The 15851-nt window shown below is 66.0% G+C and carries 11 protein-coding genes; 5 read left to right on the top strand and 6 right to left on the bottom strand.

Going from position 1 to position 15851, the window contains the following annotated elements; translation table 11 throughout:
* Positions 1-29 precede the first annotated feature (29 nt).
* Positions 30-1148 carry a glycosyltransferase family 4 protein gene (locus GWC77_RS08790; RefSeq protein ID WP_173256610.1) on the bottom strand — a complete coding sequence of 373 codons (1119 nt, stop codon included), beginning with the start codon at positions 1146-1148 and terminating at the stop codon, positions 30-32.
* 37 nt (positions 1149-1185) lie between these two features.
* Positions 1186-4746 (bottom strand): DNA polymerase III subunit alpha, encoded by a 3561-nt coding sequence (gene dnaE / locus GWC77_RS08785; RefSeq protein WP_173256609.1) that lies wholly within the window; start codon positions 4744-4746, stop codon positions 1186-1188.
* Between the two features lie 211 nt (positions 4747-4957).
* Here dnaE and GWC77_RS08780 point away from each other — a divergent pair, with 211 nt between their 5' ends.
* The gene (locus GWC77_RS08780; protein WP_173256522.1) at positions 4958-5821 is read left to right on the top strand and encodes a sulfurtransferase; all 864 of its coding nucleotides are present in this window, start codon (positions 4958-4960) and stop codon (positions 5819-5821) included.
* Positions 5822-5832: 11 nt separating this feature from the next.
* On the top strand, positions 5833-6783 hold the full coding sequence (gene gluQRS, locus GWC77_RS08775) for a tRNA glutamyl-Q(34) synthetase GluQRS (RefSeq protein WP_173256521.1): 951 nt from the start codon (positions 5833-5835) through the stop codon (positions 6781-6783).
* A gap of 17 nt (positions 6784-6800) precedes the next feature.
* Here the strand turns inward: gluQRS and GWC77_RS08770 are convergent, their stop codons facing one another.
* Entirely contained in the window at positions 6801-8249 is a 1449-nt protein-coding gene (locus GWC77_RS08770; RefSeq protein WP_173256520.1) for a DEAD/DEAH box helicase, read from the bottom strand.
* A gap of 234 nt (positions 8250-8483) precedes the next feature.
* Positions 8484-9698, bottom strand: a complete 1215-nt coding sequence (gene purT / locus GWC77_RS08765; RefSeq protein ID WP_173256519.1) for a formate-dependent phosphoribosylglycinamide formyltransferase — start codon at positions 9696-9698, stop codon at positions 8484-8486.
* Positions 9699-9836: 138 nt separating this feature from the next.
* Between purT and GWC77_RS08760 the strand changes: the two genes are divergently transcribed.
* Positions 9837-10367: an META domain-containing protein gene (locus GWC77_RS08760; RefSeq protein WP_173256518.1), complete on the top strand. Its 531-nt coding sequence runs from the start codon at positions 9837-9839 to the stop codon at positions 10365-10367.
* An 87-nt stretch (positions 10368-10454) separates the two neighbouring features.
* Positions 10455-13475, top strand: a complete 3021-nt coding sequence (locus GWC77_RS08755) for a DNA translocase FtsK (protein WP_254366885.1) — start codon at positions 10455-10457, stop codon at positions 13473-13475.
* Between the two features lie 308 nt (positions 13476-13783).
* Here GWC77_RS08755 and GWC77_RS08750 read toward each other — a convergent pair whose 3' ends face one another.
* Positions 13784-14938, bottom strand: coding sequence for a lactonase family protein (locus GWC77_RS08750; protein ID WP_367949027.1), 1155 nt, complete (start codon positions 14936-14938; stop codon positions 13784-13786).
* 273 nt (positions 14939-15211) lie between these two features.
* Between GWC77_RS08750 and GWC77_RS08745 the strand changes: the two genes are divergently transcribed.
* Positions 15212-15370: a DUF3096 domain-containing protein gene (locus GWC77_RS08745; protein WP_173256516.1), complete on the top strand. Its 159-nt coding sequence runs from the start codon at positions 15212-15214 to the stop codon at positions 15368-15370.
* Between the two features lie 39 nt (positions 15371-15409).
* Here GWC77_RS08745 and GWC77_RS08740 read toward each other — a convergent pair whose 3' ends face one another.
* Positions 15410-15655, bottom strand: coding sequence for a hypothetical protein (locus GWC77_RS08740; RefSeq protein WP_173256515.1), 246 nt, complete (start codon positions 15653-15655; stop codon positions 15410-15412).
* Positions 15656-15851: the final 196 nt, after the last annotated feature.

The following is a 15851-nucleotide window of genomic DNA, read 5'->3' as shown; positions in this document are numbered from 1 at the left end:
GGCGCGCGCAGGCTCCAATAAGCAAGCCGCTAAGTCGATGGCCGGTGGGCATCCGCCGCGCGCGTCGCCGGTTGGCGGCGCCGTGCGTCGATCTGCCATGCCAGTCCGAGCAGCGCATTGATATGGGCCGCCACATCGGGGTCGTAGGCCAGGGCGGCTCGGCCACCCGTCGTCCAGGCACGCTGCGCGCCCGTGCGAGCGAGACGGGTCGCGCGCTCGAGCACGGCATGCAAGTCCGCGGCATCGTCCGGTGCGAAGACGAACCGCTGCTCCGGTGCAATGGCATCGCAGCAACCGATGTTCCCTGCCAGAATCGCGGGCGTGCCGCACATCGCCGATTCGATGGCGACGAGGCCGAACGGCTCGTACTTCGAAGCAAGAATGGTGAAATCCGCAGCCCGGTAACCGTCTTCCAGGTCCTTGAGGTAGCCAATGTAGCGTATCCGGTCGCTCGTGCGCGCGGGCGGCCGCCCGGCCACCGCAACCACGACCGGCAGCGGCGTGTGCCGCACGACCGCCTCGATGATCGGCAAGCCTTTGCGCGCGTGAGAGCTCGAAGCGAACAGCAGAACGACCTCATCGTCGGCAAAGCCGAAGCGCCGACGTAGGTTACGACGCGCGTCCATGTCGACGGCGTGAAACCGGGTGGCGTCGACGGGCGGGTAGACGAGGCGGATCTTGTCGTCGGGCAAGCCATAAAGCGAACGCAACTCGTCTCGCATCAGCTCGGAGTGAGCGACGACGATTTCGGCGTTGGCGTATTGCCGTGCTTCGAGCGAGATCTGCCAATGATCCGCGCGCGTCGGCGCGCGGCCCATCGCGCGCAAAAAGCCGCGGTGCGTGCCGCCGCAAACGGCGATTTCGGACGAGTCCACGCGATTGCAGCCAATCAGCACGTCCACGCCTGCCGCACGCTTGGCACTACGCAGCCTCCAGGAAAACCAGTGGTCGCGCAGTTTTCCCGGCAGCCACGAAACGCCGATCCTGTGGGGCTCGACAAGCGCGAACTCGGGCAACCCCGTATCGAATCGACGCGCGAAAAAATCGGGCTCGATGCCACGTGCTGCGAAGCCTCGAGCCAAATCCATGGCATAGCGCTCGAAACCGCCTCCATGTTTGAGCGCATTGGCGGAAATGCCGATATGGATCGATCGCCCCGCTTCGCCGGATGTCGGAGGGGGCATATCAATAGACGATTTCGACAGTGCTCGATGCGAATTCGCTGCGTAGTGCGCTCAGCAGGTCGTCGCTGGGACGCACACGCCACGCGTCGCCGAGCCTCACTTCGCCTTGCGCGTGCTCGTTGCAGTAAGCGATCTGCACGGCAAGTCCGTTCGGCGTCGCCGTCGTACGTGTACGCGCGCCGTCTCCACCGCCGCGCGGCCCGAACCGCCCGGCCGCTGACGGCGCCGCTGCGGGCGCATTCGCCTGCGCCTCGGCCGGCGGCGCGCAATGCGCCTCGAGCACGCGCCGCAAGGTCACCGCATCCGCATTGCCGTTCATGCTGACCTTCACCGCCTGCGCGTACCGGCTGCGGGCACGCTCGAGATCCATGACCGAATCCACGGTGAAACGAATGCCGCCCGTGAACGCATCGTTGCGCGCCTGCCCTTGCACGACGAGCAACTCATCCTCCTTGAACACGGCCTTGTTCGCCTCGTATTGCTCGTTGAAGACCGTCACTTCGCACTGCCCCGAGCCATCGTCGATGAGCGCGATCAACATCTTGCCGCGCTGAGTCATCTGCGTGCGCAGCGAAACGATGATCCCCGCCACGAGCTTGTCGCGCCCTTCCTTGAGTTCGCCGAGCTTTTGACGCACGAACCGGCGCACCTCGTCCTTGTAGGCATCGAAAAGATGGCCCGATAGGTAAAAACCGAGCGCTGTCTTCTCTTCCTGCAGCTTGCGCTTTTCGGGCCAGGCCGGCTCGTCGACGAGCTCATGCCCTTGCGAAGGGCCATCGTCCATTTCGAACAGCCCCGCCTGCATCGCGTTGGCGCTCGCCTGATCGGCCGCCTCCATCGCGAGCGGCACCGACGCGATCAGCTGAGCCCGATTGGCGTGCAGCGTGTCGAACGCGCCGGCACGGATCAGCGCTTCCACGGTGCGCCGATTGACGACGCGTCGGTCGATGCGGGCACAGAAATCGAACAAATCGACGAACGGCCCCGCCTCGCGCGCGCGCAAGATTTCCTCGATCGCATTCTGGCCGCTGCCCTTCACGGCGCCCAGACCGTAGCGAATCGTGCGGGCGCGCTTGCCATCGGGCTCGGCGACCGGCTCGAAACGGTAGGCCGAGCAATTGATGTCGGGCGGCAGCACGCTCATGCCGTTCGCCTTGCAATCCTCGTAGAGGATCTTCACCTTGTCGGTATCGTCCATGGCCAAGCTCATGTTGGCTGCCATGAATTCGGCCGGATGATGCGCCTTCAGCCACGCGGTGTAGTACGCGAGCAGCGCGTACGCAGCGGCGTGCGACTTGTTGAATCCGTAGCCGGCGAACTTCTCCATCAAGTCGAAGATCTCGTCGGCCTTCGCTGCGCTGAGCCCGTTTTTCGCGGCGCCCTCGCGAAAGAGCTCGCGATGCTTCGCCATCTCCTCGGCCTTTTTCTTGCCCATCGCCCGGCGCAGCAAATCTGCGCCGCCGAGCGAATAGCCGCCGATGATCTGGGCCATCTGCATCACCTGCTCCTGATAGACCATGATGCCGTAGGTCTCTTTCAGAACAGGTTCGACGCGCGGATCCGGATAGTCCACCGTCTCGCGACCGTGCTTGCGCGCGCAAAAGCTCGGAATCAGATCCATCGGGCCCGGACGGTACAGCGCCACGAGCGCGATGATGTCCTCGAAGCGATCGGGCTGCGCGTCCTTCAGCATGCCTTGCATGCCGCGGCTTTCCAACTGGAACACGGCGACTGTGTTCGCTTTTTTGAGGATCGAGAACGATGCTTGATCGTCGAGCGGTACTTGCGCGAGCGACCAGTCCGCTTTGGTGGGATCCAGCCGGCGGATGTAGCGCTCGGCCCAATCCAGGATCGTCAGCGTCGTCAGCCCGAGAAAGTCGAACTTCACGAGGCCGACCGCTTCGACATCGTCCTTGTCGTACTGGCTCACGACGCCGCCGTCGTCGCCCTGCGTGTAGAGCGGACAGAAGTCGGTCAGCTTGCCGGGCGCGATCAGGACGCCGCCCGCGTGCATGCCCACGTTGCGTGTCAGGCCCTCGACGCGCTGCGCGAGATCGAGCAGTTGGCGGACCTCGTCCTCGTTGTCGTAGCGCTCTTGCAGGAGCGGCTCTTCCTTCATCGCGTCGGCGATCGTGACATGCTTGCCCGGCTTGAACGGGATCAGCTTCGCCACGCCGTCCGTGAACGTGTAGCCGAGATCGAGCACGCGGCCGATGTCGCGCACGGCGGCCTTCGCCGCCATCGTGCCGAACGTCGCGATCTGCGACACGGCGTCCGCGCCGTACTTGCCCTTCACGTACTGAATGACGCGATCGCGTCCTTCCTGGCAAAAGTCGATGTCGAAGTCCGGCATCGACACGCGTTCAGGGTTCAGGAAGCGCTCGAACAGCAGGTTGTAGCGCAGCGGATCGAGATCCGTGATGCCCAGCGCATAGGCGACGAGCGAGCCCGCGCCGGAGCCGCGCCCGGGACCCACCGGCACGCCGTTGTTCTTCGCCCAGTTGATGAAGTCCGCGACGATCAGGAAGTAGCCCGGGAAGCCCATCTTGACGATCGTGCCGCACTCGAACTCGAGCCGCTCGAAATAGCTTTCGCGCGCTTCGTTGCGTTTCGCTTCGTCGGGATAGAGTTCGACGAGCCGGCTCTCGAGCCCTTCTTTAGAGAGCTGCACGAGGTACTCGTCGAGCGACATGCCATCGGGTGTCGGGAAGAGCGGCAGCTTGGGCTTGCCGAGTTCGAGCGTGAGGTTGCAGCGCTTCGCGATTTCAACCGTGTTCGCGATGGCGGACGGGATGTCGGCATAAAGCCGCGCCATCTCGTCCTGAGTCAGAAAATGCTGAGCCGTCGTAAAACGCTTTTGCCGGCGCGGATTCGCCAGCATATCGCCTTCCGAAATACAGACGCGCGCCTCGTGCGCGGTGAAATCGTCCGCTGTCATGAACTGCACGGGATGCGTCGCGACGACGGGCAATTGCAGCGCCGATGCGAGCTCGACCGCTTCGTGCACGTACGTCTCGCCGCCCGGCTGGCCGCAGCGCTGCAGTTCGATGTAAAACGCGTTCGGAAAGCGCTCGGCCCAGTGCATGGCGTGGCGTCGCGCGGCTTCCTTGTTGCCCGCTGCCAGTGCGAGGCCTATGTCGCCCTGCTGCGCCCCCGAGAGCGCAATGAGCCCAACGGCCAGCGGCGTGTCGAACCACGCGGGATCGACTTCGGCACGCCCCCGGTATTGATTCGTGAGCCACGCCCGCGTCAGCAGCTCGCAAAGATTCAGATACCCGCGGCGATCCTTGACGAGCAGCAGCAGGCGCGACGGCTTGTCGCGATCGGCGGCATTGGTGACCCACACGTCGCAGCCGGCGATCGGCTTGACGCCCCTGCCGCGCGCTTCCTTGTAGAAACGAACGAGCCCGAAAGCGTTGGCGAGGTCGGTCAGCGCAAGCGCACCCTGCCCGTCCTCGGCGGCGGCTTTGACGATGTCGTCGAGGCGCACGATGCCGTCGGCGATCGAGAATTCGGAATGAACGCGGAGATGGACGAAACGTGGATCTGGCATGGGCGGTATTGTACATCCGAGCAGCCCCGGCTTTGCCCGTCCGGTTCGCCCCGGTCGGCGTCGAATCGACCGCATTCGAGCTTCGTGCAGGGCGCTCGCTCACGTCCCGCGCGCGAGCCGGCGCCCGTTTGCGGGATAATACGCGTTTTCCGTGTTTACGCGCCCTCGCGCCCGCTCCTATGCGCGCGCCCTCGCGCTCGCCCCAGTTCGCATTGCCATCATGAGCATCGTCAATCTCGCCGCCTATCGGTTCGTCACACTCAACGCCATCCAGGCCTGGCGCCCGCTCGTCGCGGAACGCTGCGCAGCACTCGGTCTGCGCGGCACCATCCTGCTCGCGCCCGAAGGCATCAATCTGTTCGTCGCGGGCACACGCGAAGCCGCCGATGCCTTCATCGATTACCTCCGTCACGACGCCCTGTTCGAGGGCAAATTCTCGTCGCTGACGTTCAAGGAGAGTCTGTCGCCCGCGCAGCCGTTCCGGCGCATGCTCGTCAAGCTCAAGCGCGAAATCATCACGATGAAGAAGCCGGCAATCCAGCCCGAGCTCGGCCGCGCCCCCGCGGTCGACGCGCCCACGCTCAAGCGCTGGCTCGATAGCGGACACGACGATACGGGCCGGCCCGTCGTCATGCTCGATACGCGCAACGCGTTCGAAGTCGACGTCGGCACGTTCGACAACGCGATCGACTACCGCATCGCGAAGTTCAGCGAGTTCCCGGAAGCGGTGGCCGCGCATCGCGACGCATTGGCCGACAAGACCGTCGTCTCGTTCTGCACGGGCGGGATTCGCTGCGAGAAGGCGGCCATTCACATGAAGGAGATCGGCCTCGGGCATGTGTACCAGCTCGAGGGCGGCATTCTGAAATACTTCGAGGAAGTCGGCGGCGCCCATTACCACGGTGAATGTTTCGTCTTCGACTATCGGACCGCGCTCGATCCGCGGCTCGAGCCGACGCCGACGACCCAGTGCTTCGGCTGCCGTGCCGTGGTGACGCAAGAAGCGCAGCGTTCGCCGCTTTACGAAGCCGGCAAGTACTGCCCGGCCTGCCATCCGCGGCGCGAGTCGGCGCGGGCTGCCTGAGCCGTTCGATCATGACCGCTCAGGCCGGGCAAACCGCCGCGGCCACCGCCGGCCGCGCTGCGTCGCGAGCCCCCTATCGCGGCCGGTTCGCCCCTTCGCCGACCGGTCCCCTGCACTTCGGCTCGCTCGTGGGCGCACTCGCGAGCTGGCTCGATGCCCGCGCACACGGCGGCGCCTGGCTCGTTCGGATCGAAGATATCGATGGTCCGCGCACGGTGCCGGGCGCCGATCGGGAGATCCTCGCGACGCTCGAACGCTTCGGCATGCGGCCCGACGAGCCGCCAGTGTGGCAAAGCACGCGCACCGCCCTTTACGCCCGCGCATTCGCGCAGCTCAGCGCGACAGGACTCGTCTACCCGTGCGGTTGCACGCGCAAGGAAATCGCCGATTCGCTGGCAAACCGCAACGCGCGCCATGCGACGCTGGCCTACCCTGGCACCTGCCGAGGCGGGCTCGCCGGCAAGCCGGCGCGCGCGTGGCGCGTGCGCGTGCCCGATGGGCCTGCGGCGATCGTTTCGTTCGAGGACCGCTGGCAAGGCGTCCAGCAGCAGGATCTCGCCACGGAAGTCGGCGACTTCGTCGTGAAGCGCGCCGATGGGCAATGGGCCTACCAACTCGCCGTCGTCGTCGACGATGCCGATCAGGGGATCACGCATGTGGTGCGCGGTGCCGACCTTCTGGACTCGACCGCGCGCCAGATCTATCTGCAACGGTGTCTTGGCCTGCCCGAGCCCACCTACCTGCACGTACCGCTCGTCACGGACGCGAATGGCGAAAAGCTCAGCAAGCAAACGGGCGCCGCCCCGCTCGATGCCGGCCGGCCGCTGTCCGCGCTGCAAGATGCGGCGCGTCATCTCGGTCTCGTACCCGCGAGCGGCAACTGGAACGCGACGACACTCGCGGCGTTTCAGGAGGAAGCCACCACGCTATGGGCTGGGCGTTTCGGAGTGCCGCGGCGATGACAGCCGCGACGTCGACGTCAGGAAGAGGAAGAGTTACGGCGGGGCATGCCGAAGCCGCCCAGCAGCGCGGCGAGCGGCTGCTTGGGTGCCGTCTTCGACGGTGTTGCCGGTTCGGCGGCGCGCGCTTCGTCGTGCTGGAGTGCCGACGGGGAAGGCTCGTAGGGTTTGAAAAAGAAATCGTCGACCGGCGCGTGCGAATGCCGGTGCACCGGCCGATCGTGGGCCGGTGCGGCGCGGCGACGGCCGGGACGATCGTCGCGCTCGCGCCGCGCGCGCTCCTCGCGCGGATGACGGGGAGGCGTATCGACCGCGAGCGCTTGAACGACGAGCGGACGTTTGATGAGCTTCTCGATATCCGCGAGCTGCTTGCGTTCGTTAGGACTGCATAGCGATAGCGCATCGCCCGATGCGCCAGCTCGCCCCGTACGACCGATGCGGTGGACATAGTCCTCGGCGTTGAACGGCAGATCGAAATTGATGACGGCGGGCAGCTCCACGATATCGAGGCCACGCGCGGCCACATCGGTGGCGACCAGCGCTTCGATCTCGCCGCGCTTGAATGCGTCGAGCGCCTGCATCCGCTCGTTTTGCGACTTGTCGCCATGAATCGCGGAAGCCACGACACCATCGCGCTCGAGCTGCCGGGCGAGCCGCCCAGCGCCGATCTTGCTGTTGCAAAACACGATGACCTGCTTGAGTCCGCGCTCGCGAATCAACTGCACGACGGCGCCTTGCTTGTCGCCTTCGGCCACTTCGTAGACGATTTGCGTGACATTGGTCGCCGTCGAGTTGCTGCGAGCGACTTCGATCGTTTGCGGGTTGCGCAGATAGGTCGCCGCGAGCTTCTTGATCTCGGGCGAAAACGTGGCTGAAAAGAGCAGCGTCTGGCGCTCCTTCGGCAACAAATTCAGGATGCGCTGCAGATCGGGCAGAAATCCCATGTCGAGCATGCGATCCGCTTCGTCGAGCACGAGCATCTGCACCTGGCCAAGATTGACCGTCTTTTGTTGCACGTGATCGAGCAACCGTCCGGGCGTCGCGATCAGAATTTCGACACCGCGCCGCAACTCGGCGGACTGCGGGTTCATATCGACACCGCCGAACACCACCGCGCTTCTGATCGGCGTGTGCTTGGCGTAAGCATGCACATTGGCGGCAACCTGATCGGCGAGTTCGCGCGTCGGCGTGAGGATCAACGCGCGGACCGGATGCCGCGCGGGCGAGGCACTCGTGCTCGCCTGCGGCAGCAGCCGCTGGATGATCGGCAGCGAAAAACTCGCCGTCTTGCCGGTGCCGGTCTGGGCGGCGCCCATCACGTCGCGGCCGGCGAGGACGACCGGAATCGCCTGCGCCTGAATCGGCGTGGGTGTGGTGTAGCCCTGCTCGACGATCGCTTTGAGGATGTCGGCGGCAAGGCCGAATTGATCAAAGGTCGCGACGGTGGACTGGGCAGCGGGATCTGACATAGTGGCGTTCGCTAAAAGTGCGCCGCTCAGGCGCCGCGCGTCGGTCGCGCGCGGCAGGCGGCCATGGGCCACGGGGGCGGCTCGGCGGCATCGACGCCGGCTAGGGGCCGCGCCAATGGGCGTGGCCGTACCCGGCTGCAGACATGTGCCGCCGGAAAGGCCGGTATTGTAGCACCGCGCGGTGACGCGAACCGCAATCGCATATTGCGGCGATTCAGCGGCCCGGATAGCGCCCTACCGCGTCGACACGGGCCGCACGGCCGAAGCCACTGCCTGCGCACGCTCGCGCGCCTCGCGGATGTCGGCACCCGTTGCGACCGCCACACCCATGCGGCGCTTTTTGAAGCTTTCGGGTTTGCCGAAAAGACGCAAGTCGGAATCGGGAATGGCCAACGCTTCGCGCACACCCTCGAATGCAATGCCGGCTTCGTCGAGTCCGCCGTAGATCACCGCCGATGCGCCGGGCGCCACGAGCGCGGTATCGACAGGCAGGCCGAGAATCGCGCGCGCGTGCAACTCGAACTCCGACAGGCGCTGCGAGCGCAGCGTGACGAGCCCGGTGTCATGCGGACGCGGACTGACTTCGGAGAACCAGACGTCGTCGCCGCGCACGAACAGTTCGACGCCGAAAACGCCGCGGCCGCCGAGCGCGCCGGTGATCTTCTGCGCGATCTCGCGCGAGCGGGCGAGCGCGGCTGCCGACATCGGCTGCGGTTGCCACGATTCGACATAGTCTCCCGCCACCTGCAGGTGCCCGATCGGCTGGCAAAACGATGTTTCGACGGTGCCCGTTCGCGGATCGACGGCGCGCACCGTGAGCAGCGTGATCTCGTAGTCGAATGTGACGAAGCCTTCGACGATGACGCGCCCCACGTTCACGCGCGCGCCCGCCGTCGCGTATTGCCACGCGGGCTCGACGTCGGCCTCGCTCTCGAGCACCGACTGCCCCTTGCCCGAAGACGACATCACGGGCTTGACCACGCACGGATAGCCGATACGGGCCACCGCTGCCTTGAAGGCGTCGAACGATTCAGCGAACGCATAGGGCGACGTCGGCAGCCCGAGCGTCTCGGCGGCCAGCCGGCGAATGCCCTCGCGGTTCATCGTGAGCTGCGTCGCACGCGCGGTCGGGATCACCTCGGCAAGACCGGCTGCTTCGATTTCGGCGAGCGCATCGGTGGCGATGGCCTCGATCTCGGGCACGATCAGATGCGGCCGCTCGGCGCGCACGAGCTCGGCGATGGCAGCGGGATCCGTCATGTCGATGACATGCGCGCGGTGCGCGACTTGATGGCCCGGCGCGTTCGGATAGCGGTCCACGGCGATGGTTTCGGCACCGAGCCGCTGCAAGGCGATGATGACTTCCTTGCCCAGCTCGCCGGCGCCCAGCAGCATGACGCGCGTGGCGCCGGGCGTGAGCGGCGTGCCGATTCGTTGACCGATCTGCATGGCGAAACCTCGTTCGTGAAGCGGGTGAGCGGTAATACGGAAAAACGCGATGCTAGCATGCGCGCTTTTCCGCGTGACGCTCGCCGGAGTGCGTTACCCTTACGCCTTCGCCAGCACACCGAAGGAAAAACGCCAGTCATGCCGAGTTCGTTCATCGCGCCGCAGCGGGCGGCAAGATACGCTTTCCGGGTGGCGCTCGCGCTCATGGCTGCCGCGCTTGCGGGCTGCGCAATGCCGACGCACCCCGATTCGGCCGCGCCGCCGAGCGATCCCTTCAATCGCGCCGCGGTTCAGTTGCTCGACGACACGAGTTGGACGCTCGCCGCCTGGAAAACGGCCGACGGCCGCGAGCGCGACTTGGCCGCACTCGGCCTCGACGTGCGCCCCACCCTCGTCCTGTCGACGGCCACCGGTCAGCGCCGCGCGAAAGGCTTCGCCGGCTGCAACCGGTTCAATGGCGTTTATACACTCAAGGACGGTCAGATCTCGTTCGGTACATTCGTGACGACGCGCATGGCATGCGGCAGCTCGCGCGACGCGCTCGAACGCGACTATCTCGATGCATTGACGCACGTCGGCAAAACCGGCGTGCAATGGCAGTCCCCGCCTCAATTGCAAATCGTCACCGCCGACGGGGCGACACTCACGTTCCACGCAGCCGGCCGCTGAGCATCGGGCCGGCAACCGAAGCGTTGCGGCCTGCTAACGGTTAAACTCGCCGGGTTTGGCGCTTCCTCGTCTCGTTCTCGCTCTCGCATGCATACGGTCGTTCTGGGCTGGTTCGGCGTCTCTGCCTTCTGGTTTCTTCCCTTTTTGTGGCGCCTGATCAAGGCGGCGCTACCCGGCGGCGATGGCTTGCGCGGCCCCGGGACGATTCGCCTATGGCTCGGCTTCGTGTGCGTGCTCGCCGCGAGTTGCGCGCTCGAAGCCGCGCTCTTCTCGCCTGTCGGCGATGCCCTCGGGCACTGGGTGATGAGCGGCGCGGGCCGCCTCGCCGGGCGCATCGGCGCGCCGCTGCTGATGCTCGCGCTGCTGGTCGTCGCACTGCCCTGGCTGCTTGGTTTTCGCTGGCTCGAGACGCTCGCCGCGGCCGATCGAGCGTTCGGCCTAGGCCTGGGCCTTCGCCTCGGCCGCGCGGGGCAACGCGCTCAGCCCTCGCGCATGCCAAGCGTCGCGCGCGACGAAGCGCCCCGTTCACGCGCGACGAGCAACTCCGCGCGCCTCGCGACGGTGAATCCGATGGCGCCGAAACCGACTGGGCGATACGCGCGACCGACCGCATGGCAGCCTCCCGCCACGTCGACGATTCGCCCGAGCGCCGCCGCGGCATCGCCCGCGGCGGCAAAAACCCTATCGGCCGGGCGCAAAGCGTCGGCCACCGACGCAGTACCGAGACGACCTGCAATTCGACCGCAAACGCTGACGGGCGCCCCTGCGAGCGCATCGACGGGCTTCTCGCGTGCCGGTAAATCGGCTCAGACGCTGCCGGCCCGCGGACCGGCAGCCGCTTTGGCAAATGCAGGTCCACGTCCTGCGCGTGCGCCCATCGACTTCGATATCGCCAACGTCGCACCCGAGCATGCCGCGACGCCCGCGCCATCGCCCGGTGCGCTCGAAACGCTGCGCGCAATCGAAGCAAACGCCGCGCAATGGACGGCGCTTGCCGGCGTCAGTCTTGCGCGGCGCGGAGCGTCGGCCGCTCGCGATGACGCTTCCGAGCGGGCGCCGGAGGCGCCGAGCGCGTCGCAGGCCGCATCGCCAGAGGCGCCCGTCAACGCGCCGCAGCCGATGACGCCCGAACCGCCGACCGAATGCGAAACGGCGCGCGAACCGGTTCCCGCGCCGCCGTTCGATAGCGCCGAGCGCCATGTCGGAACAACGGCCGACGACCCGCCCTTCCGTGACGTCCCGCCAGCCAGCGCACCGCACGTCGAAGCACTAGATGACGATGCGCTCCCCCCGGAAACACCATCCGTGCCAGCATCGCGCGCCGAGGCACCTGCAGCGGAAATGCCGTTCGCCGAGACATCGTCTGCCGAAGCCGCTCCATCCGATGCGTCCTCCGAGGACCTAACTTCGCCAGACGCCCCTTGGGCAGAGCTATCGTTCGCTGAAACAGCTTCCGCCGAAAGAGCGTCTGCCGAAACGCGCGCTACCGAGACGCCACCAGCCGGACGCTTACCCGAGCGCACGCCCGTGATCGCAGAAGCCAGCGCGCCGGCGGCTTCCGGCTCGCGCGCATCTCTGCGTGGCCACGGCGCAGCCGAATTCGCGTTCCACGCGCCTGCTGCAACGCCGACCGAGTTACCCCCGCTCGAGCTGCTCGCGCGCGCCACGGCTCAGGCCGAGCCCGTCTCCGACGAGCGCCTCGCCCAGACCGGCCAATTGATCGAGCAACGGCTGCAGGAGTTCAAGGTGCCTGTGACCGTCGTCGGTGCCACAGCGGGCCCCGTCATCACGCGCTTCGAGGTCGAGCCGGCGCTCGGCGTGCGCGGCAGTCAGATCGTCGGCCTCATGAAGGACCTGTCGCGCGGGCTCGGCCTCACATCGGTGCGGGTCGTCGAAACCATCCCCGGCAAGACTTGCATGGGGCTCGAACTGCCGAACGCGAAGCGCCAGACGATCCGCCTCTCGGAGATTCTCGAGGCCGACGCCTATCGCGGCTCGGGTTCGAAGCTGACGATCGCGATGGGCAAGGACATCACGGGCCACCCCGTGGTCACCGATCTGGCGAAAGCGCCGCACATGCTCGTTGCGGGCACGACCGGTTCCGGAAAATCGGTGGCGATCAACGCGATGATTCTTTCGCTGCTCTACCAGGCGACACCCGAAGAAGTGCGGCTCATCATGATCGACCCGAAGATGCTCGAGCTGTCGGTCTACGAAGGCATCCCGCACCTGCTCGCGCCCGTGGTCACGGACATGAAGCTCGCCGCCAACGCGCTCAACTGGTGCGTCGGCGAAATGGAAAAGCGCTATCGGCTGATGTCGGCCGTCGGCGTGCGCAATCTCGCGGGGTTCAACCAGAAGGTGCGCGACGCGGACGCAGCCGGGAAAAAGTTGACGAACCCGTTCTCGCTGACACCGGACGCCCCCGAGCCGCTTTCGACGCTGCCGCTCATCGTCGTCGTCATCGACGAGCTGGCCGACCTCATGATGGTGGCCGGCAAGAAGATCGAAGAGCTGATCGCGCGTCTCGCGCAAAAGGCCCGTGCAGCGGGCATCCATCTGATTCTCGCCACGCAGCGTCCGTCCGTCGACGTCATTACCGGGCTCATCAAGGCCAATATTCCTACCCGCGTGGCCTTCCAGGTTTCGTCGAAAATCGATTCCCGTACGATTCTCGACCAGATGGGCGCCGAATCGCTGCTCGGGCAAGGCGATATGCTGTTTCTGCCGCCCGGTACGGGCTACCCGCAGCGCGTCCATGGGGCATTCGTCGCCGACGAGGAAGTCCACCGCGTCGTCGAGCATCTGAAGCAATTCGGCGAGCCGCAGTACGAAGACGGGATACTCGACGGTCCGGCGACCGAAGGCGCGCCTCAAGACCTTTTCGGCGATGCGCCCGACGCCGAGGCCGATCCGCTTTACGACGAGGCGGTGGCCTTCGTCGTGCGTACGCGCCGCGCCTCGATTTCTTCAGTGCAGCGGCAGCTGCGCATCGGCTACAACCGGGCTGCGCGGCTGGTCGAACAGATGGAGGCCGCGGGCCTCGTCTCTTCGATGAGCGTCAACGGCAGCCGCGAAGTCCTGGCCCCGCCGGGACCGGAGCAATGATGGACGCCTTGCGGTAAAAGCTGCGCGCGGGTTGCAAGAACTAGCGGGTCGTGCCACCTCGCGGCAGGCGCATCGGAAGTGAGCGCCGCTGCGACCCGCGATGCGGCGCGCTTGCGGCGTCCGCATGTATGAGCCGGCATGGGCATTGCATACCCAACGCAGGCCGGAATGGCTGGCGCACAGCGATCCGGCGCCGTTTCATCCCCTGCCGCCCCGCCCCCCGTGAGGCGGTAGCTTCGAGCCTGCGCGTGTGCTCTGATGCGCAGGCTCTCTTTGTATGCGCGCCGCTCGAGCGATTCGTCACGCCATCATGACGCAGGGGTGAACTTGAAATCCACGGGTGCCCCGATATCGAGCCGCGCCGGGTTCGGCTCGAGCTTCCCGGTCTGCGGGTCGCGCCGAAAAACATACGCGGTATCGCTTTCCTGGTTACCGACGATGAGCCAATGACCGCTCGGGTCGATCGCGAACTCCCGCGGCGTCCGTCCGAGCGTCGACTGGCGGCCGACGGGCGTCAGCCTCCCATCGCCCGAATTCACTGCAAAAATCACGATTTCATTCGCGTCCCCGCGATTCGACGCGTAGAGAAAGCGTCCATCGGGTGACAGGTGAACTGCAGCCGCGCCTTGCTTGCCCTTGAAACCGGGCGCGGCGAGCGGCAGCGTCTGCAGCGTTTCCAGTGTGCCATCGCGGTATCGCAGCACCGTCACGGTTGCGGCGAGCTCGCTCGTCAGATAGGCATATTTACCGAGCGCGTCGAAGACGAGGTGCCGCGGGCCCGAACCGGCTCCCATTTGCACGTATCGCGGCTCGGTGGGGCTCAGCAGGCCGCGGCTGCCATCCGGCGTGTATCGGTAGACGTAGAGTTTGTCGGTGCCGAGGTCTTGCGCGAAGAGGTAGCGCCCGTCGGGCGACATGACCGTCGAATGGACATGCGCGCTGTCCTGCCTCCCCTTCACCGGGCCGCGACCGTCGTGATGGACGCTCAGCACCGCGTTGCCGAGGCTGCCGTCACCCTTTACCGGAAGCACGCCGAAGCTGCCGCCCGGATCGGAGGCGACCGAGTAATTCGCCACGAACAGATACCTGCCGTCGGGCGAGAGGCTCAGATAACAAGGATCGTTGCCTTGCGACGAAACCTGGTCGAGCAGCTTCAACTGCCCGCTCGCCGCATCGAACGAGAACGCACTGACGCCGCCGTGCTCAGTGGCCGGGCCGCTGTCTCCGGGCAGTTCGTTCACCGCATAGACAGTCCGGTTGCCGCGACCGACGACCAGATACGATGGATTGACCGTTTGTACGGACGACAGCGGCGACACGGAGCCGCTTTGCGGATCGAACCGATAGACGTGGATGCCGTTGCTCTTACCGGTATTCGTGTAGGTGCCGACGAGCAGGTCATAGCTGGTGGCCCCTTGCGCGTCACCGCCGGCACGCGCCGCCGAGGACACCACCGCGAGCACCGCCGCGGCCGCCAGGGCCGAAGTGAGCGCGAAACCTTTTCGGCCCGACACGGCTCTGAGGGTACGGGCACGCGAATCGCTGTCTGACCCTCGAGTGCCGGCCCGCACCTGCGCCAGGCCGAACGAAAGGCACGACAAAACGCAGGGCAAGGCCGGCCGCCCTGGCGGTCGGACCGAGGAAAGCTGACTCGGCATCGAAGCTCCTTCGTCGAGAGGCTCACCATCGCCGCGAGCGCAAAGCGCCCATCCGATCAATCTGTGCGAGGCTTCGCCATGAATATTTCAGTCAGTCTGGGACCGCTTGCCGCGCTGATCGCCGGCATCCTGATTCTGATCGTGCCGCGACTCCTGAACTACATCGTTGCGCTTTACCTCATCATCATCGGATTACTGGGGTTGTTCGGCCCGGCATCGCAGCACTTGCGGTTCTGACGCGGCCCGGGCGTCGGCGGGCCGCCGGTTCGGTCGACTTCATCCGTTGGCAAGTTGCTCGAGCCGCAGCTTTCCCTGCAGCGAAAGCGCGCCGACCGCATAATGACCATCGGCTTGCTGGTGCGACGTGAAGCAGGCGCGCTCGAGCAGAAACGCCATGGCGGTATCCATGCCGTTGCGCGACAAGCCGAGCGCCTGTGGATCGAGGGAAATCAAGCTGCCGTCGCGAAGTTCGCGAGCGGCGGACAGAATAGCGATGCAATCGGTTTTGGACGGGTTCTGCATGGCGTCAATCCTTGTAGTGAATGAGCGTCACAGAAGCATGACTGGCCAAAGCGCGCCGCGCACGCGGTGTTATTCCCGCTTGCATCTTCGTTCGACAGCGCACTTTCAGCCTTGATCCCCGGAGTTCGATTGTAGCCAGCAGCCGGGAACGATGGCAATGACCCATGGCCGCATCGGCGCCTATCGCTTACGACAC

Source organism: Paraburkholderia sp. NMBU_R16 (assembly GCF_013282575.1).
Classification (GTDB): Bacteria; Pseudomonadota; Gammaproteobacteria; order Burkholderiales; family Burkholderiaceae; genus Trinickia.
Note: the sequence above shows the minus strand (reverse complement) of the source record. Positions and strands in the feature narration are given on the sequence as shown.

Coding starts and splice junctions, on each gene's coding strand:
- GWC77_RS08780 (WP_173256522.1), top strand. CDS start 4,958: ATGAGCATCGTCAATCTCGCCGCCTATCGGTTCGTCACACTCAACGCC.
- gluQRS (WP_173256521.1), top strand. CDS start 5,833: ATGACCGCTCAGGCCGGGCAAACCGCCGCGGCCACCGCCGGCCGCGCT.
- GWC77_RS08770 (WP_173256520.1), bottom strand. CDS start 8,249: ATGTCAGATCCCGCTGCCCAGTCCACCGTCGCGACCTTTGATCAATTC.
- purT (WP_173256519.1), bottom strand. CDS start 9,698: ATGCAGATCGGTCAACGAATCGGCACGCCGCTCACGCCCGGCGCCACG.
- GWC77_RS08760 (WP_173256518.1), top strand. CDS start 9,837: ATGCCGAGTTCGTTCATCGCGCCGCAGCGGGCGGCAAGATACGCTTTC.
- GWC77_RS08755 (WP_254366885.1), top strand. CDS start 10,455: ATGCATACGGTCGTTCTGGGCTGGTTCGGCGTCTCTGCCTTCTGGTTT.
- GWC77_RS08745 (WP_173256516.1), top strand. CDS start 15,212: ATGAATATTTCAGTCAGTCTGGGACCGCTTGCCGCGCTGATCGCCGGC.
- GWC77_RS08740 (WP_173256515.1), bottom strand. CDS start 15,655: ATGCAGAACCCGTCCAAAACCGATTGCATCGCTATTCTGTCCGCCGCT.